This window comes from Paenibacillus sp. O199 (assembly GCF_001636635.1).
Lineage (GTDB): Bacteria > Bacillota > Bacilli > Paenibacillales > Paenibacillaceae > Paenibacillus > Paenibacillus marchantiae.
Window position 1 is genome coordinate 83,064 of the sequence record NZ_LGRP01000009.1, and the last position, 18,211, is coordinate 101,274.

Annotated in this window: 16 protein-coding genes; all 16 read left to right on the top strand. The window is 48.6% G+C overall.

The genetic code is table 11. The features are described 5' to 3' along the window. Window positions 1-159: 159 nt before the first annotated feature. The 16 genes from dapF to rpe all read left to right on the top strand — a co-directional run bounded on the left by dapF (window position 160) and on the right by rpe (window position 18,210). Window positions 160-993: a diaminopimelate epimerase gene (dapF, locus tag A6049_RS15830; RefSeq protein WP_063565598.1), complete on the top strand. Its 834-nt coding sequence runs from the start codon at window positions 160-162 to the stop codon at window positions 991-993. A 176-nt stretch (window positions 994-1,169) separates the two neighbouring features. Next, on the top strand, window positions 1,170-3,059 hold the full coding sequence (locus A6049_RS15835) for a bifunctional homocysteine S-methyltransferase/methylenetetrahydrofolate reductase (RefSeq protein WP_063565599.1): 1,890 nt from the start codon (window positions 1,170-1,172) through the stop codon (window positions 3,057-3,059). Window positions 3,060-3,078: 19 nt separating this feature from the next. Continuing rightward, the gene (locus tag A6049_RS15840; protein WP_063565600.1) at window positions 3,079-3,978 is read left to right on the top strand and encodes a YicC/YloC family endoribonuclease; all 900 of its coding nucleotides are present in this window, start codon (window positions 3,079-3,081) and stop codon (window positions 3,976-3,978) included. Between the two features lie 51 nt (window positions 3,979-4,029). Next, entirely contained in the window at window positions 4,030-4,290 is a 261-nt protein-coding gene (gene remA, locus A6049_RS15845) for an extracellular matrix/biofilm regulator RemA (protein WP_006209218.1), read from the top strand. Window positions 4,291-4,303: 13 nt separating this feature from the next. After that, on the top strand, window positions 4,304-4,876 hold the full coding sequence (gmk, locus tag A6049_RS15850; protein WP_024631121.1) for a guanylate kinase: 573 nt from the start codon (window positions 4,304-4,306) through the stop codon (window positions 4,874-4,876). A gap of 155 nt (window positions 4,877-5,031) precedes the next feature. Beyond that, window positions 5,032-5,247, top strand: a complete 216-nt coding sequence (gene rpoZ / locus A6049_RS15855; RefSeq protein WP_024631120.1) for a DNA-directed RNA polymerase subunit omega — start codon at window positions 5,032-5,034, stop codon at window positions 5,245-5,247. 120 nt (window positions 5,248-5,367) lie between these two features. Beyond that, the gene (gene coaBC / locus A6049_RS15860; protein ID WP_063565601.1) at window positions 5,368-6,603 is read left to right on the top strand and encodes a bifunctional phosphopantothenoylcysteine decarboxylase/phosphopantothenate--cysteine ligase CoaBC; all 1,236 of its coding nucleotides are present in this window, start codon (window positions 5,368-5,370) and stop codon (window positions 6,601-6,603) included. Window position 6,604: 1 nt separating this feature from the next. Next, complete coding sequence (gene priA / locus A6049_RS15865; protein WP_063565602.1) at window positions 6,605-9,154, top strand: primosomal protein N'; 2,550 nt, start codon at window positions 6,605-6,607, stop codon at window positions 9,152-9,154. Window positions 9,155-9,335: 181 nt separating this feature from the next. Further along, on the top strand, window positions 9,336-9,824 hold the full coding sequence (def, locus tag A6049_RS15870) for a peptide deformylase (protein ID WP_024631117.1): 489 nt from the start codon (window positions 9,336-9,338) through the stop codon (window positions 9,822-9,824). Window positions 9,825-9,836: 12 nt separating this feature from the next. Next, a complete protein-coding gene (gene fmt / locus A6049_RS15875) occupies window positions 9,837-10,790 on the top strand; it encodes a methionyl-tRNA formyltransferase (RefSeq protein ID WP_063565603.1) in 954 nt (317 codons plus the stop codon). After that, on the top strand, window positions 10,787-12,307 hold the full coding sequence (gene rsmB, locus A6049_RS15880) for a 16S rRNA (cytosine(967)-C(5))-methyltransferase RsmB (RefSeq protein WP_090810748.1): 1,521 nt from the start codon (window positions 10,787-10,789) through the stop codon (window positions 12,305-12,307). The genes fmt and rsmB overlap by 4 nt, the downstream gene beginning before the upstream one ends. A gap of 230 nt (window positions 12,308-12,537) precedes the next feature. Then, a complete protein-coding gene (rlmN, locus tag A6049_RS15885; RefSeq protein WP_063565754.1) occupies window positions 12,538-13,578 on the top strand; it encodes a dual-specificity RNA methyltransferase RlmN in 1,041 nt (346 codons plus the stop codon). A 7-nt stretch (window positions 13,579-13,585) separates the two neighbouring features. Continuing rightward, window positions 13,586-14,362, top strand: coding sequence for a Stp1/IreP family PP2C-type Ser/Thr phosphatase (locus tag A6049_RS15890; protein WP_063565604.1), 777 nt, complete (start codon window positions 13,586-13,588; stop codon window positions 14,360-14,362). Continuing rightward, window positions 14,359-16,569 carry a Stk1 family PASTA domain-containing Ser/Thr kinase gene (pknB, locus tag A6049_RS15895; RefSeq protein ID WP_063565605.1) on the top strand — a complete coding sequence of 737 codons (2,211 nt, stop codon included), beginning with the start codon at window positions 14,359-14,361 and terminating at the stop codon, window positions 16,567-16,569. Before A6049_RS15890 ends, pknB begins: the two co-directional genes overlap by 4 nt. 62 nt (window positions 16,570-16,631) lie before the next feature. Then, on the top strand, window positions 16,632-17,549 hold the full coding sequence (gene rsgA, locus A6049_RS15900) for a ribosome small subunit-dependent GTPase A (RefSeq protein ID WP_063565606.1): 918 nt from the start codon (window positions 16,632-16,634) through the stop codon (window positions 17,547-17,549). A 1-nt stretch (window position 17,550) separates the two neighbouring features. Continuing rightward, complete coding sequence (rpe, locus tag A6049_RS15905) at window positions 17,551-18,210, top strand: ribulose-phosphate 3-epimerase (protein WP_053784310.1); 660 nt, start codon at window positions 17,551-17,553, stop codon at window positions 18,208-18,210. Window position 18,211 lies beyond the last annotated feature (1 nt).

An 18,211-nucleotide genomic window follows, 5' to 3' on the forward strand; every position in this document is an offset into this window, starting at 1 on the left:
TCGTTATGCTATCCTCAAAATGATTAGAGGCGAGATTCCTCGGCATTTTGCAGGATAGCTTTTTTTATTGGGAATGTTGGATATGAATATCCAGGGTATCCTGTAGAGAAGCAAGAATAACGCTTTGGCAGCAGACTGCCAAAAGGAGTGGGCAAGGTTATGGAATTTACAAAAATGCACGGACTCGGCAACGATTTTATTGTTGTGTTTGGAGAACAACAGCTTCCGGCTGATGCAGCAGAATTGGCTGTAAAATGGTGCAACCGTTTCTTCGGTATCGGTGCGGATGGCCTGGTTTATATACTGCCTTCAGAGAAGGCGGATTTTCAGATGCGCATCATGAACTCGGACGGCTCGGAAGCAGAGCAATGTGGCAATGCCATACGCTGTGTATCCAAATATGTATATGATCATGGTCATGTGACCCAAGAACAGATTACGATTGAAACCATTGGCGCGGGTGTACAACCAGTAAGCTTGAACATTCGTGATGGTAAAGTGCAAACCGTTCGTGTGGATATGGGAGAGCCTATCCTGAATGGACTTCAGGTTCCAACGACCGTGGATGCCAATCCGGTGGTGGATCATTCCATCGAAGTAAATGGACAGTGTTTCAAATTTACGGCCGTCTCCATGGGTAATCCTCATGCAGTCATCTATGTGGATGATGCTGTGAATTTCGATCTATCGACATGGGGGCCACTACTTGAGGTTCATCCCATGTTCCCGAAAAAAATCAATGTAGAGTTCGCAACGGTTCGCGATCGCGGCTATGTGGACATGCGTGTGTGGGAACGCGGTGCTGGACCAACACTTGCCTGTGGAACCGGAGCTTGCGCAACACTGGTATCATCCGTTCTGAACGGACATACGGATCGCACAGCGGTGATCAGCCTCAAGGGTGGCGATCTTCATATTGAGTGGAACGAAGCCGACAACCACGTGTACATGACTGGACCTGCTGAAGTTGTTTTCAAGGGAGTCACTTCGTAAAGAATACGTTTAAATGAGGAGGCCTTAGGGCCTCTTTTTTTGCAGTTATATGAATTCCTACTAGTCCAGAGGGTTATAGAAACTGAATTTCACGAAAAACCTGTGTTTTTCTTCGTTTTCAGATGTTTTTTGTGTTACATTAGTATGAAATGATTAGTCAGGCGGGGGGAAAAGGGATGAAGGCGGATTTACGCAGTGTAATGCAGGAACGGGTCCTCATAGGGGATGGGGCGATGGGAACTTTCCTGTATCAGATGGGATTCCCAGTAGGGATTTCTTATGAAGAGTTGAACTTGATATCACCTGAAGTGGTGGCAGATGTGCATCGTCGTTACCGCGATGCAGGTACGGAAATTCATGAAACCAATACGTACTCTGCCAATTACGATAAGTTGTCCAAGTTTGGTCTGGAGTCCAAGGTCGAGGATGTCAACCGTGCCGGTGTACGTATCGCCAAAGGAGTAGCTGGCGCAAACGGTTATGTTCTGGGCGCGGTTGGCTCCATTCGTGGAGGAAAGCGGACGAACGTATCAACAAGTGAATTGAAGCGTTTCTATCAGCAACAGATTTTTGCACTGCTCGAAGAAGGAGTGGACGGCATTCTGCTCGAAACCTTCTATGATATCGAGGAAATGGATATCGCCCTTCTACAGGCGCGCAAGCTGAGTGATCTCCCGGTAATTGGACAGTTCGCTGTTGAGGATGTAGGGCATACACTGGATGGATATACGATGCCAGAAGCTTTTCGAATCATGCGTGAGCAAGGGGCTGACGTCATTGGTTTCAACTGCCGTTCCGGTCCAAACGGAATTATGCGGGCGATGGAGACGGTGTCAGGCCGTATCGGTGTCCCAATGTCTGTTTACCCGAATGCGGGTGCAGCGGATTACGTCGATGGTCAGTTCCGTTATGGAGCGTCACCGGAATACTTCGGACAGACGGCAGTGCAATTCGCTGATCTGGGCGCACGTATCATCGGAGGCTGCTGTGGTACAACACCTGATCATATCGCCGCAATCGCCCAGGCTCTTGTTGAATACACACCTGTTCCAATACTGGAACCTGATCCATCCGAGTCGAAACCGCGTATTATCCTGCATGAGAATGTAGATGAACGGTCTGGACGGGGTGGGCAGCCTACGATTGTGGATCTAGTCAAACAACGTCATACGGTCATCGTCGAACTTGACCCACCGCGTGATCTCGACATTGCGAAGTTTATGAAAGGTGCCGAGACATTGAAAGCAGCAGGTGCAGATGCGTTAACATTGGCTGATAATTCCCTAGCGGTTACCCGGATGAGTAATATGGCTCTCGGCCATCTTGTTCAGGACCGTACAGGATTGCGCCCACTGGTGCATATTGCATGTCGTGACCGGAATCTGATCGGGACACAATCGCACATGATGGGATTTGATGCTCTAGGCATTAATCATGTACTCGCTGTAACAGGTGACCCTGCACGATTTGGAGACTTGCCCGGATCAAGCTCGGTATACGATCTGACTTCTTTTGAAATTATACGTATGATCAAGCAGTTGAACGATGGAGTATCCTTCTCCGGTAAACCGCTCAAGCAGAAGGCAGGCTTTGTTATCGGTGCCGCATTCAACCCGAATGTGAAACATTTGGATAAGGCTGTACAGCGGCTTGAGAAAAAGATTGCTTCCGGAGCCGATTATATTATGACGCAGCCGATATACGATCCTGAACTAATTATAGCCATGCATGAAGCGACCAAGCATCTGGATGTGCCGATCTTTGTAGGGGTAATGCCGTTAGCCAGCGGCCGAAATGCAGAATATCTGCATAATGAGGTTCCGGGTATTCAGCTGTCGGATGAAGTGCGTTCCCGGATGGCTGGTCTCGAAGGTGAAGAAGGTCGAGCAATGGGTGTGAAGATCGCCAAGGAGCTTCTGGATGTAGCAACAAAACATTTCAAAGGAATCTATTTAATGACTCCATTTATGTTCTATAGTATGACGGCCGAACTGACCCAATATGTGTGGGAGAAGTCGGAGCATCAATGTCCTACTTGTTTCAACCCTAATAATCAATTACAATAGTGTAACGGATGTGATGCCGATGTCATTCAGTATGACCGGATACGGTCAATCCGCCTTTCATTTTGGAGGCTATAAGGTACAATTGGAAATCAAGTCTGTCAATCATCGTTATTGCGAAGTGATGATGCGTCTCCCAAGAGAGTGGACGTGTTATGAAGACGGATTGAGGAAAAAGGTACAGAGCCGCTTAAAACGTGGGCGGATTGATGTTTATGTAATGAAAGAAAAAGATGAAGACCAGGCTCTTCCCGCTGTTCTGAATGAGCAGGCGGTCAGGGCCTATCTTCAGGCCGCAGAGCAATTGGAAAGCCGCTATGGTATGCAGGGCAAACCGAGTATTATGGATATGCTGGCACTTCCAGATGTCATGGTTCATTCGGATGGGACGAGTTCGCTTCCGGAAGAGCAGAAGGACGAATGGGAGCGTGTCCTGCAGCAGGGGTTGGAAGATGCTTTATCCGGTCTGGAGCAGATGCGCGCCCGCGAGGGTCTTCATCTGGCCAGTGATCTGGAACGACGTGTCAGTCGTCTGGAATCACTGCATACCGAGATGCTTGCTCTTGCGCCGACTGTGGTGAGTGATCATCGCAACAAGTTAAGACAAAGGCTTACGGAAATGCAGGAAGAAGGCTCTTTCCCTTTTGACGAGCATAAATTAGGTATGGAAATTGCTATGTTTGCCGATCGTTCTAACATAGAGGAAGAGCTTACGCGTCTACAGAGTCACTTTGGACAGAGCAGGGAACTGCTGAAAAGTGATGAGCCAGTAGGCCGCAAGTTGGACTTTCTTATTCAGGAGATGAATAGGGAAGTCAATACGATTGGATCAAAAGCCAACCATTTGGCTCTGGTGAACCGTGTTGTCGAGATGAAGGCGGAACTGGAGAAAATTCGTGAGCAAGCGGCGAATATCGAATGAACGGTCATATTTCGGCAAAAGAGTCGCATGTATAGGGGGAAGAACCTGATTATGGCAATCAAACTCATTAACATTGGATTCGGTAACATCGTATCGGCGAACCGGATTATATCCATCGTGAGTCCGGAATCGGCGCCGATCAAGAGAATTATACAAGAGGCAAGAGACCGTCATATGCTGATAGACGCAACATACGGAAGACGTACTCGTGCCGTAATTATTACGGATAGCGATCATGTCATTCTGTCTGCGGTTCAGCCAGAAACGGTCGCCCATCGTCTTTCTTCGAAAGATGATGACAACGACGAATAAAATGGAGTGTAATATGTCTAAGGGATTACTGGTAGTGTTGTCCGGCCCATCTGGGGTCGGGAAGGGTACAGTATGCAGCGCTTTGCGCAAACGGGTGCCGGAATTGATTTATTCTGTATCGGCAACGACTCGTCAGCCACGTCTGGGTGAGGAACACGGCGTCAATTATTTCTTCAGAAGCCATGAAGAATTCCTGAACATGATTGCTGAAGATCAATTGTTGGAACACGCAGAATATGTAGGGAACTATTACGGAACACCGCGTGATTTTGTGGAGAAAACGATTAACGAAGGCAGGGACATCATTCTTGAGATTGAAGTTCAAGGCGCGTTGAAAGTGAAAGAAAAGTTCCCGGAAGGGATCTTTGTATTTCTGTTGCCTCCTTCATTGGACGAGCTTAAAGATCGCATTCAGGGCCGTGGTACGGAAAGTCAGGCGACGATTGATCACCGGATGTCCGTCGCGGTAGATGAGATCAGTCTGCTGGAGCAGTACGATTACGCTGTCGTTAATGATGAAATTGATTTGGCGTGTAAACGAATAGAAAGCATCATTATCGCCGAACATTGTAAGATCAATAAATAATCCATTTGCCGCCGCAAAATGTGATAATCAGTGGAGCTGCTGTCATAGGATATATGTAGAGCAGCTCAAGTCTGGTTAGCGTATCGAGCGGTTCACCATGATTCCGTCAGGCGGCGAATTGTGATTATACTAATGCAAAGAGGTGTTTTGTAAATATGCTGTATCCTTCTATTGATGAAATGATGAACAAAGTCGACAGCAAGTATTCCCTTGTTGTTGCCGCTTCCCGCCGGGCAAGACAGCTTCGTGAAGGTGAGAAAACGGATTTGAGAAATGCCAGATCCCATAAACAGGTTGGCGTTGCACTTGAAGAAATTTATGGTGATCTGCTCGTTGTCATCAAAGGACAGGACGAAGAGGAAGAAGAGTAAGCCGCCTGCGGCTGCTCTTCAACTGCATACGGCGCAAGCCGGATTTATTTGACAACCGCGAGGTTGTTATTTTTTTCTCTATTCATCCTTATAAAGGTCGTATATATCGGGGGGATAACCATGTTGAACGGTAAAAAAATCGTGCTTGGTGTGACTGGCGGCATAGCCGCATACAAGGCGGCTACATTATGCAGCAGGCTGGTGCAAAAAGGAGCGGACGTTCATGTCATTATGACGAATTCCGCGAAACAGTTTATTACCGAATTAACGCTGCAAACCTTGACCCGAAATGTAGTATATAGTGATACATTTGATGAGCGGGAGCCTTCGGTCGTCTCGCATATTCATCTGGCTGATATGGCCGATCTTGTGTTGGTTGCTCCGGCAACAGCCAATGTGATTGCCAAAATGGCACATGGGATGGCAGATGATATGCTCTCAACAACCTTGCTTGCAACCACTGCTCCGGTGATGATTGCGCCAGCGATGAATGTACATATGTATGATCATCCGGCGGTACAGCATAATATGTGCCTGTTAACCGAGCGCGGAACCATGATGATTGAACCGGGTGAAGGTCAACTGGCATGTGGGTATGTGGGTAAAGGACGGTTGGAAGAACCAGAGACGATTGTCGATGTGGTGGAACGTTTTTTTGAACAGCAGGAATCTGTTAAACGGGAACGTAATGAACAGCTTTCTTTGTTGAGCGGGAAGAAGGTTGTGGTCACTGCAGGAGGTACCATAGAACGCATTGATCCGGTAAGGTACATTACCAATGATTCCTCAGGAAAAATGGGTTTTGCCATTGCAGCGACAGCGCGTGATCTGGGGGCAGATGTGACTTTGGTTATGGGGAATACCCAGGTTCAGCCACCGGCGAATGTACAGGTGATCCCGGTGCAGTCAGCGCAGGATATGTATGATGCGGTAGTAAGCCAATGGGATAATGCAGATATCGTGGTTAAGGCCGCAGCTGTTGCGGATTATCGCCCCAAGGAAGTGTACACAGAGAAAATCAAGAAGAAAGGCGATACATTATCGCTTGAACTTATTAAAAATATAGATATTCTTGAAACGCTGGGTAAGCAGAAGAGCCATCAATTTTTGATTGGTTTTGCTGCGGAAACAAATTCATTAGAAATGTATGCACGTGAGAAACTGGAACGGAAAAACTGTGATCTGATCGTAGCCAATGATGTCACCCAGGCGGGTGCCGGATTTGGAACAGATACCAACGCGGTGCACATCTATGACCGTGAAGGTTTGGTGGAAGAGCTTCAGGTGGTGGCCAAGGAAGAGGTGGCCCGCCGGTTGCTTTCGATTGCGGCGGAGCGCATTGCCGGGAGGAATTAATATGGAAATCGCCAAGGTTATTGTCGATGTTCCTGTGAAGGAGACGGACCGGCCGTTTGATTATCTGGTGCCGGAATCCATGCGTGAATGGATTGAGATTGGCAGCAGGGTAGGTGTACCTTTTGGTCATCGGACGGTGCAGGGTTTCGTGATTGATCTGGTACCTCGCACGGGTACGGAGAAATTCAAACTCAAACCGATTCAGGAATTGCTAGATATCGTTCCACCGTTGTCAGAAGATTTGGTTGAATTGGCCGAATGGATGAGTGAACGTTATGCCAGCAACCGCATTTTGTCTTTACAGGTGATGGTACCGACTGCGCTGAAAGGGAAAGCAGAACGGTATATCTCCCTTGGAGATGCGCTGGATGGACAAATGGCAGGTTCGGCGTCAGGCGAAGAAGTTTTTTTTGTGTGGGGAGAAGAGTCGACTTCAGAAAAGGTGCAGCAAGACATTATTCGTTTTGTGAAGAGTCGTGGGCAGGTTCCCTTACAACAACTGAGTCGTAAATACCCCAATCATGCTGTGCTGATCAAGAAGTTGCTGCTCAGTGGTGTCCTGCTGGAAAGTCAGGCGATTAAGGACAAGCTGAATAAAAAAACGATGAAATCCATTGATCTTGCTGTGGATGTAGCGGCTGCGGAAGAGGCATTGAATTCATTCCCGGCAAAGGCACAACGGCAGAAGGAAGTTTTGACTTTCTTGCTGGAAATGAAAGAACTGTTGCCGATGGCGATGAAAGAATTGCTGTCCACACTTCAGGTATCAGCGGCTACAGTCAAAGGTCTGGAGGAGAAAGGACTGGTTGCAACGGTGGACGTCGAAGTCTTTCGTGACCCTTATCAGGGCCGTAAGTTCCGTGCGACCGAGCCATTGAATCTGACCGACGAGCAGCAGCATGTCTATAACAATATTAATGGTCGATTGCAGGAAAGGCGCCATGGCGTCTTTTTGCTTCATGGTGTAACAGGCAGTGGTAAGACGGAAGTATACCTCCAGACCATTCAGCGCTGTATTGAACAGGATCGACAGGCAATTGTGCTTGTACCTGAGATTGCATTGACACCGCAGATGGTTGAGCGTTTTAAAGGACGTTTTGGTGATCAGGTTGCTGTGATGCATAGTCGTCTGTCTGGTGGAGAGCGTTATGATGAGTGGCGCAAAATTCGGGAAGGTCAGGTGAAAGTTGCCATTGGCGCCCGTTCAGCAGTCTTTGCTCCGTTTAGTCGTCTTGGTCTGATCATTATGGACGAGGAGCACGAGACTTCATATAAACAGGAAGAAACCCCGAAATATCATGCCCGTGATGTAGCGGTAAAAAGAGCACAGCAGCATCAGGCGGTCGTTGTCCTGGGTTCAGCGACACCTTCGCTGGAAAGTTACTATGCTGCCCGTTCACAGAGCAATGATGATTTTGCACCACTTTTGTTGGAGATGCCTACCCGCGCACTTGGTAATAAGCTGCCGGAGGTACGGATTGTTGATATGCGCGAAGAGTTGAAGGACGGAAATCGCTCGATGTTCAGCCGCGCCTTGCACAAAGGATTGGAAGAGCGGTTGGAACGCGGGGAACAGACCGTGCTTCTGCTGAATCGACGTGGCTATTCCACCTTTGTGATGTGTCGCAGTTGTGGATACGTTGCAGGCTGTCCCGAGTGTGATATTTCATTAACCTATCATCAGCGCTCCAATAATCTTCGTTGTCACTATTGTGGATATGCGGAAGCAGCACCAGAAGTGTGTCCGGATTGCGGCAGTGAGCATATTCGATATTTCGGTACAGGTACACAGCGGGTAGAGGAAGAATTGGCTAAGCTGTTCCCGGGTATTCGTGTTATTCGGATGGACGTGGATACAACGAGCGAAAAAGGTTCGCATGAGAAGTTATTGAAGCAGTTTCGTGAGAAAAAGGCAGACGTATTGCTGGGAACCCAGATGGTTGCCAAAGGGCTTGATTTTCCTGATGTCACTCTGGTTGGTGTCATCACCGCAGACTCCGCACTCAATTTGCCTGATTTCAGGGCTGCCGAAAAAACATTTCAGCTGCTCACTCAGGTGGCCGGCCGTGCTGGTCGACATCAACTGCCAGGCGAGGTATTCGTACAGTCCTATACACCAGAGCACTATTCGATTGGGCATGCGAGCCAGCATGACTATGTTTCGTTTGTCCGTGAGGAATTATTGCATCGGCGCAATTTGCAGTATCCGCCTTACTGTCGCCTGATTTTGGTGACTTTCTCACATGAGCAGCTTCCGGTACTGATCCGGTTGGCTGAGAACTACACACGAATACTGAAAGAAAAGGCAAATGCTGCTGGCTGGTTAGGCAGTTTGGATCGTTTCAGCAATGATGCCTTTGACGTGCTTGGCCCGGTAGCCTCACCAATTCCTCGGATCAAGAATAGATACAGATTCCAATGTATGATAAAATGGCGGGGGGATGTCGACGCCATTGGACTGGCGCTCGCGACGGCCCGGCGCATGGACGACGATGTTCAGGCGCAAAAACTGCAAATTAGTCTGGATGTAGACCCGCAAATGTTAATGTGAGCATTTGTATTAAAATGCGGATGTAAACAAGCGGTATAAACATAGATTAAAAACAACATGAATGATGGCTCGATCTTAAAATCAGTTTTTGATACCTGCTACATAGCAGAAAATCAGTACTATTTTTGAAATGAGCCTGATGTCCTGAAATTATGATGAGGATTAGGAAGGTGCTTACAACATGTCGATTCGTATTATCGTGAAAGAACCGGATGAGGTACTACACAAAAGAGCTAAAGAGGTAACTAAAGTTACACCTAATGTACAGAAACTGCTGGATGATATGGCAGATACAATGTATGACGCTGAAGGCGTAGGTCTGGCTGCACCACAGGTTGGTATTTTGAAACGGCTTATTGTGATCGATTGCGGAGATGAGCAGGGGCTGATCAAGATGATCAATCCGGAGATTATTTCGAGTGAGGGAGAGCAATTTGGACCCGAAGGCTGCTTGAGTATCCCTGGCATTAACGGTGATGTGCGTCGTTTTGAGACGGTTACAGTCAAAGGGCTGGACCGCGAAGGCAAGGAACTGATTATTACGGGCAGCGGGCTGTTGTCACGCGCATTCCAACATGAGATTGACCATTTGGATGGCGTGCTCTTTACGGATATTGCTGAAAAAGTGTACGAAATTGCAGCCGATCAAACTGGGCCGCGTCGTAACTAAGGAGTGATCGATTTGAATATTGTTTTTATGGGAACGCCTGAATTTGCAGTTCCATCTCTCGATATGCTTATTGCCGAGGGATATAACGTGGTTGGGGTAGTGACACAGCCGGATAAACCACAGGGACGTAAAAAGGTGCTTACACCAACACCAGTCAAGGCTGCGGCAGAACGCCACGGCCTGCCTGTATTTCAACCAGTGAAACTGCGTGCTCCAGAAGCTGTAGCCCGATTGGCTGAATGGAAACCGGATCTGATTGTGACTGCGGCTTTTGGGCAGATTCTGCCCAAGGCTGTGCTGGATATGCCTGTTCGTGGTTGTGTGAACGTGCATGGCTCTCTTTTGCCAAAATATCGCGGTGGTGCCCCGATTCAACGCTCCATTATTAATGGAGAGCCAGTGACGGGAGTTACGCTGATGTTTATGGCGGAAGGCTTGGATACGGGAGATATGATCTCACGTGTGGAAGTGGCGATTACGGATGAAGATACATCAGGATCCATGTTTGTAAAGCTCAGCGAAGCGGGTTCCAAATTGCTTCAGGAAGAAATGCCGCGGCTGGTTGCTGGCGAAACAACGGCTGTCCCACAGGATGAAGCCGAGGCTTCATATGCACGTAATCTGACTCGGGATGACGAGAAGATGGACTGGAATCGCACGTCGCGTGAATTGTTCAATCAGATTCGCGGTCTTGTGCCGTTCTCGGGTGCATTTACGATGTGGGATGATCAGGTCTTCAAGGTCTGGGCAGCAGCAAATCCGAAGCAGGCGGATGTACTCTCGTCTTCGGATGCTGGACAAGCTGAGCCGGGAACGGTGTTACAATTGGGCAAAAACGGGATTGAAGTTCGCACAGGTGACGGTTCTCTCTGGCTTACTGAGGTTCAGCCCGCGGGCAAAAAAGTAATGCAAGCTGCTGACTTTGCCCGTGGTGGTACCCTGAAACCAGGAACGGTGCTGCAATGAGCGGAAATACACCGGGCCGTCCATCAGGAAATGGTCATAAAGTCGCAGGAAATGCGTCCGGACGCGGAGGAAACCAACGTCGTCCGAACTCGGGGAAATCGGGTCGTGCAGGAAATTCATCTAAATCCCCAGCTTCGGCCAATGGTGCCTCGCGTTCCGAACGGCCCAAAACATCTGCTCGTGCACTCGCCGTAAAGGTACTGAGCGCCGTTGAGCAAGAAGGAGCTTACAGCAACCTTGAGCTGAACCGGCGTCTGAAAGAGGCCGAGCTAAGTCCGGCAGATGCTGGACTGGCTACAGAATTAGTCTATGGTACGATCGCGAGACGGAATACCCTTGATTATTATCTGGAACGCTATGTAGCCAAAGGTGTATCCAAGCTGCAACCTTGGGTTCGCAGCCTGCTGCGCATCAGCGTGTACCAGATGTTATATCTGGACCGTATTCCAGAACACGCGGTAGTGAGTGAAGCCGTCAATTTGGCTAAGAAATTGGGTCATCAGGGCATCTCCGGTATGGTGAATGGCGTTCTGCGGAACATGATTCGCAATCGTGATGAGCTGCGCATCCCTGAACATCTGCCCGCTGCTGAACGTATCTCACTGGAACATTCTCACCCGCTGTGGATGGTCGAACGCTGGATCAGTCAATATGGCGAAGAGACAGCGGAAGCGATCTGTCGTGCAAATAATGAACCGCCTGCGGTTAGTGTTCGTGTGAACACGACAATGACTACACGTGAGAAACTGATGCAAGAGATGGTGAGCACGGGTGCGATCGTGGAACCTTCCCGACTTAGTCCAGACGGTATTCTCGTTCGTAGTGGTGGCAACATGGCTCTTACGTCCTGGTATCGGGATGGCTTGCTGTCCGTTCAAGATGAAAGTTCCATGCTTGTAGCCGAGGCAGTTGGGCCTGAAGAAGGTCAGACTGTATTGGACTGTTGTGCAGCTCCCGGCGGAAAGACAGCCCATATGGCTGAGAAAATGCAGGACCGTGGACGGATTGTGGCCAATGATGTACATGCTCACAAACGTCAGTTGATCATGGATCAGGCAGATCGTCTGGGACTCAGCTGCATTGATGCTGTGACAGGTGATGCGCTTGATCTGGATGCGCGTTATCCGGAGGCATCGTTTGACCGTATTCTGCTGGATGCGCCATGTTCCGGTCTAGGTGTTATTCGCCGCAAGCCGGATGTCAAATGGACCAAAACTGTGGAAGATATCCACGAAATCTCCAATCTGCAACGTGAACTGTTGGATCGGGTTGCACCGCTATTAAAGCCAGGTGGTATTCTGGTGTATAGTACGTGTACAATCGAGCCTGCGGAGAACGAGCATAGAGTTGCTGACTTTTTGGACCGGCATCCGGAATACAAGGCGGCTGAAGAGTCTGCCTGGTCTGGTCTGGAAACAGCCGAGTGGAAGGTTGTGAACGGTGGCGTGCAGATCCTGCCACAGTACGCTCACAGTGACGGATTTTTCATTGCCAGGTTGACAAGGATAGCGGATTAACAGTTTAATAGAGCACTGAAGGATAGCCGCCGAGGGGAACTTCGGCGGATTTCTTTGTGATTAGCCTCAAGGTTTAACATCAGTAAAAAGTGATGATAGGGTGCGATGCAGGCACTGAGGTGTTATAATGCATGAAGTACAGGCATCAAGGGTATACATGGATGTAAAGTGGTCTTTGTGATAGAATAGGAAGAATGAAAAGAAAAGAAGGAATAGGTGTTGACAACAAAATGAAACCTTTTATATATGATTATTCCCTGGAGGAGCTGCAACAGTGGGCTGTTGAGAACGGGGAGCCGGCTTTTCGCGGTGGTCAGATCTTCGACTGGATTTATGTGAAACGTGTGAATGATTTCAGTGAAATGACGAACCTGTCCAAAGCGCTGCGTGAAAAGCTGACTGAACAATTTGAATTCGTTACACTTACTGAAATTACGAAATTTGAATCCAAGGATGGAACGGTGAAATTCCTGTTCGGTCTGCATGATGATCATGCGATCGAAACAGTTATCATGAAGCACAACTATGGTAACAGCATCTGTGTAACAACACAGGTTGGCTGCCGGATTGGTTGCACGTTCTGTGCATCCACGCTGGGCGGACTGAAACGTAACCTTACGGCTGGGGAAATTGTCGCTCAGGTTGTGCAAGCCCAGAAAATTTTGGACGAACGCGGTGAGCGGGTCAGCAGCATCGTAATCATGGGTTCAGGTGAACCTTTTGAGAACTATGAAGCAACAATGACGTTCCTGCGTATCATGATTCACGAAAAAGGGCTGAATATCGGTCAGCGCCATATCACGGTGTCCACAAGTGGAATCGTACCAAACATTTACAAGTTTGCAGATGAAGATACACAGATTAACCTGGCGATCTCCATCCATGCGCCAAATGATGCATTGCGTTCCAAATTGATGCCAGTAAACCGCCGTTTTCCTTTTGAGGATGTAATGGAGTCGTTGCGTTATTACTTGGCGAAAACGGGTCGCAGAATTACGTTTGAGTACGCACTTATCGGTGGTGTGAATGATCAGCCGGAACATGCGGCAGAACTGGCAAGCGTGCTTAAGAACATGCTGTGCCACGTGAACCTGATTCCGGTCAACCATGTACCTGAGCGCAAGTACGTAAGGACATCCAGAAGCGACATTTTCAATTTTCAGAAGATTCTCTCGGAGCAGGGTGTTAATGTAACCATTCGTCGTGAACAGGGACATGATATTGCTGCCGCTTGCGGTCAGCTTCGTGCAAAGCATATGGAGTTGAGGTGAGAACGTTTTGATCAAAACAGTTCATGTGAGCCATATCGGACGGGTGCGTTCGGTGAATGAAGATTCATCCTGGATTCGAAATCTCGATACAGGTTATATTCTGGGTATTGTTGCCGATGGTATGGGCGGACATCTTGCAGGAGATACTGCGAGCCGCCTGGCGGTAGAGACGTTGGTGCAGGATCTGGGAACGCTTGAGCCGGGTCTTTCACATGCGTCTTTGTCAGCCGCATTGAGCGATGCTATTTTGCATGCCAACGAAGTGATCTTCCGTACTGCCTCCTCGGATGATAATTACCACAACATGGGAACCACCGTGGTTGCGGCGTTATTAAATGATACGGAAGGCGTTATTGGTCACATCGGTGATAGCAGAGCATACAAAATTGCAAACAAACATGTGATCCAGTTGACCGAGGACCATACACTGGTCAATGAATTGTTCAAAAATGGTCAGATCAGCAAAGAAGATGTCTCTCATCATCCGCGTCGCAATGTGCTGACACGTGCACTTGGCACAGACGCGGAAGTGAAGGTGGATCTGGATACCGTCAAATTGGAAGAAGGCGAAGTTCTTCTCCTGTGCAGTGACGGGCTTAGTAATCTGGTCAGCAATGAGCAGATCATTCAGGTCGCAGGTAATCTGGAACTGGCATTGGAAGATCGTGCGGATCGCTTGCTTCAGCTGGCTTTGCTTGCTGGAGGAGATGACAATATCACGGTGGCATTATTCGAACTGCAAAAGGAAGGTTCCGTGATATCGGAAACGGGGTGTGAGTCATGATTGGGCACCAGCTAGGCGGACGCTATGAAGTGATCGAGCGTGTCGGCGGTGGCGGCATGGCTCTTGTGTATAAGGCCCAGGACCTGTTGCTCAACCGGAACGTTGCCATCAAAGTGTTACGGCAGCAATTTGTTCATGACGAAGAGTTTATCCGCCGTTTCCGCAGAGAAGCACAATCAGCAGCTTCGCTGTCACATCCTAACGTAGTTAGTGTTTATGATGTAGGGCAGGAAGATGACGTTCATTATATTGTCATGGAATATGTTGAAGGCAAAAACCTGAATGAAATTATTAAAGAACGGGCGCCTCTGCAGGTGGACGAGGCCGTTCGAATCGCCTCCCAGATTGCAGATGCTCTCGATCATGCACATCATAATCAGATCATTCATCGGGATATCAAACCCCATAATATATTGATTGGTCGTAATGGCCGTGTGAAAGTAACGGATTTCGGGATTGCCCGTGCGGTTACGTCCACGACGATTACTCAGACCGGCTCAGTGGTCGGTTCCGTACATTACTTCTCACCTGAGCATGCCAAAGGCATCGTGACTGGCGAGAAGTCGGACTTATATTCTCTTGGTATAGTACTCTATCAAATGCTGACTGGGCAGCTTCCGTTCCTGGGAGAGAGTCCAATTAGCGTTGCTTTGAAGCATTTGCAGGAAGAGTTTGATGAACCGCGCAAATTCAATCCGCTTATCCCGCAAAGCGTGGAGAACGTTATTCTGAAATCCATGCGCAAAAATCCGCAGGAGCGTTACCAATCCGCTAAAGAAATGCAGACGGATCTGGAAACCTGCCTGATGCCGGAAAGACGTAATGAAACGAAGATTGATTTTCCGGATGAGGATGATATCGATCAGACCCGTGTTATGCCGGCGATTAAGCCGGAGCCACGTGGAGTTACATCCACAGGTGCTATACCCGTGATGGAGTCTGACCAAGATAACAACAAGGGCAAATCCAAAACAAAGAACTGGAAGAAGCCAGCGCTGCTGATCTCGTTGACCGTGCTTATTCTTATCGCCATGGTTGGAGTTGTGTGGTACGTGAAAGGTATGCTTGTTGTGCCTGACGTGACTGTACCCAATGTGATTGGCCAAACCGAGGAAAAGGCTCGTCAAATGTTGCAGGATAACGGGCTTGTTGTCAGTGATAATGTCATACGGGAGTACAAGGAAGGCGTTGATCCGGGTATTGTATTTGAACAGACCCGAAATGAAGGCGATGTGGTCAAGGAAGGCTCCGAGGTCCAGTTGAGTGTTGGGGCGGAAAAAGAACTGACCAAAATGATCAGCGTCGAAGGCAATACCTATGATGAGGCTGTCAAGAAGTTGATCGCTCTTGGCATCAACGGGGATCAGATCAAACGCAAGGATGATTTCTCGAATGACATTGCATCCGGGAATGTGATCTCCCAGACCCCTGGAGTCAATGAAGAATTTGATCCTGAAGCGACAGAAATTGTTCTAACCGTTAGCAAAGGCTCCGAAACGATAAAAATGCCGGATTTGAAAAACCATACTCGAAGTGAGGCGGAGAGTATGCTCAAATCCGCTGGGTTAATCCTTGCTCAAGTTCAGGAAGAGTCGAGCTACACTATAGATAAAGGCAAAGTGACACAGCAATGGCCTGTGGAAGCCGGTGCAGACGTGAACCCTGGTGACAAAATTACCATTTTCATTAGTACTGGATATCCGCCAGAGGCATTGAACTACGCCTATAACATTAACGTTTCGCCAAAAGAAATAGGAAAGAGCAGCAAAATTCGAATTACTTTCGAAGATGCTCGTGGCAAAAGTCAAGAATGGGGGACCCGGACAATCAAGTCTGCTCAAACGCTGACAATTCCGCTTATTCTGGCTCCTAACGTCGACGGTGTTGTCTCTGTCTACCGGGATGGCCAATTCTTGGATACGTATCTGGTGTCCTATAGTGATGCCAAAAACGGAACGGTAGTTATGCCTACCATTGAGCCTGAGAAGGGTGCAGACCCCCCTCCAACAACGGAGGAGCCTGAACAAGGCGGTGGTGGTGATGATGAAGGCACCGTGGATACGAATCAGGAAGGTGAACCGGATACACCTGTTGAGGGTGAAGGGGAAAATGGCGAGGCAGATACTTCTGCGATGAAGAACGGAAATGGTCTCGCCAAGGGAAAAGATAAGAAAAAGGAAGTCGTTAACGCATCAAGCCGTCCATAAGGGCGGCTTATTGCCGACGTTCAGGGTAAATGTACTGTAAATTAAAGGAGGGCGACGGAGCTATGCCAGAAGGTATCATCGTTAAAGCGCTAAGCGGTTACTATTATGTCATGCCACTGGAAGACAGCGGGGTGCCTTCGGTTGAAGGCTCCGCCGTTCAATGCCGGGCCAGAGGTATCTTCAGAAAACGGGGTACTTCACCACTTGTGGGTGACCGAGTCAGCTATATGCTGACAGAGAACGGAGAAGGAACAGTAGATGAGATTCGCAAACGTGAAACGGAGTTAATTCGTCCACCTGTTGCCAATGTAAGTCTGGCTGTTCTGTTATTTTCCGTTAAGGAACCGGACATGAATCTCAATCTGTTGGACAAATTCCTGGTACATATCGAACAAGCTGGACTGGATGCACTGATTGTGCTCACGAAGCAGGACCTGGCTGATCCAGAAAACGATGCCCGTGATACAGTAGCAGAAGTAAAAGCTATGTACGAGCAAATTGGATATGAAGTTATCTCTACCAGTTCACGAACCGGTGAAGGCAATGAACTGCTCAAGGAGCGTCTTGCCGGCAAGATTAGCGTATTCTCCGGGCAATCCGGTGTAGGTAAATCTTCGATGCTGAATGCCTTGATGCCAGGTCTAACCCTGGAGACCAGTGCAATCAGCATGCGCCTTGGCCGAGGGAAACACACCACCAGGCACGTGGAGCTCATACCTCTGGATAATGGTGGCTTTGTCGCGGATACGCCGGGATTCAGCCAACTGGACTTCCTGGAGATTGGTGTGGAGGAGTTATCCACTTGCTTCCGGGAGTTTGCTCAATATGCCGATCAGTGTAAGTTCCGAGGCTGCACCCATACGCACGAACCAGGTTGCCGGGTGCTTGCAGCCAAGGCGGAGGGAATGATTTCCGAAAGCCGTTATAAGCATTACGAACAATTCCTTACAGAAATGAAAGACAAAAAGCGGAGGTATTAATATGATTAAAATTGCCCCATCTATTTTATCTGCGGATTTTGCCCGTCTCGGCGCGGAAGTGGCGGAAGCCCAAGCTGCTGGCGGAGACTGGATTCATGTTGATGTCATGGACGGTCATTTCGTCCCTAATATTACGCTTGGACCTGCGATTGTAAAAGCGATCGCTCCACATACAAGCTTGCCGCTTGATGTGCATTTGATGATTGAGAACCCAGAGCGTTATGTTGAGGAATTTGCAAAAGCTGGCGCGGCTGTCATTACGGTTCATGCTGAGGCTTGTGTGCATCTGCACCGGGTTATTCATCTGATTAAGGAACAGGGAGTTAAAGCAGGGGTTGCCCTTAATCCGGGAACTCCGGCGAGTGCTATTCAGGAAGTGCTGGACGATGTGGATATGGTGCTTGTCATGACCGTAAATCCCGGTTTTGGTGGACAGGCTTTCATCTCTGGCACCATGAACAAAATCAAGCAAATTCGTAGCTGGTTGAACGAAAAAGGACGTCATGACGTGCATATTGAAGTGGATGGCGGTATTGCTGCCGACACGGCTCCGCTTGTGGTTGAAGCTGGAGCGGATGTGCTCGTTGCGGGAAGTGCTGTATTTGGACGTGAAGATCGCGCTGCCGCGATTGCCGAAATTCGCAGTAGTTACGGAGGCTGAG

Excerpts from the sequence above, each read along its gene's own strand:
- gmk (WP_024631121.1), top strand. The coding sequence starts at position 4,304 with ATGTCTAAGGGATTACTGGTAGTGTTGTCCGGCCCATCTGGGGTCGGG.
- def (WP_024631117.1), top strand. The coding sequence starts at position 9,336 with ATGTCGATTCGTATTATCGTGAAAGAACCGGATGAGGTACTACACAAA.
- remA (WP_006209218.1), top strand. The coding sequence starts at position 4,030 with ATGGCAATCAAACTCATTAACATTGGATTCGGTAACATCGTATCGGCG.
- coaBC (WP_063565601.1), top strand. The coding sequence starts at position 5,368 with ATGTTGAACGGTAAAAAAATCGTGCTTGGTGTGACTGGCGGCATAGCC.
- rlmN (WP_063565754.1), top strand. The coding sequence starts at position 12,538 with ATGAAACCTTTTATATATGATTATTCCCTGGAGGAGCTGCAACAGTGG.
- rsmB (WP_090810748.1), top strand. The coding sequence starts at position 10,787 with ATGAGCGGAAATACACCGGGCCGTCCATCAGGAAATGGTCATAAAGTC.
- dapF (WP_063565598.1), top strand. The coding sequence starts at position 160 with ATGGAATTTACAAAAATGCACGGACTCGGCAACGATTTTATTGTTGTG.
- rpoZ (WP_024631120.1), top strand. The coding sequence starts at position 5,032 with ATGCTGTATCCTTCTATTGATGAAATGATGAACAAAGTCGACAGCAAG.
- rpe (WP_053784310.1), top strand. The coding sequence starts at position 17,551 with ATGATTAAAATTGCCCCATCTATTTTATCTGCGGATTTTGCCCGTCTC.
- A6049_RS15840 (WP_063565600.1), top strand. The coding sequence starts at position 3,079 with ATGTCATTCAGTATGACCGGATACGGTCAATCCGCCTTTCATTTTGGA.
- rsgA (WP_063565606.1), top strand. The coding sequence starts at position 16,632 with ATGCCAGAAGGTATCATCGTTAAAGCGCTAAGCGGTTACTATTATGTC.
- pknB (WP_063565605.1), top strand. The coding sequence starts at position 14,359 with ATGATTGGGCACCAGCTAGGCGGACGCTATGAAGTGATCGAGCGTGTC.
- priA (WP_063565602.1), top strand. The coding sequence starts at position 6,605 with ATGGAAATCGCCAAGGTTATTGTCGATGTTCCTGTGAAGGAGACGGAC.
- A6049_RS15835 (WP_063565599.1), top strand. The coding sequence starts at position 1,170 with ATGAAGGCGGATTTACGCAGTGTAATGCAGGAACGGGTCCTCATAGGG.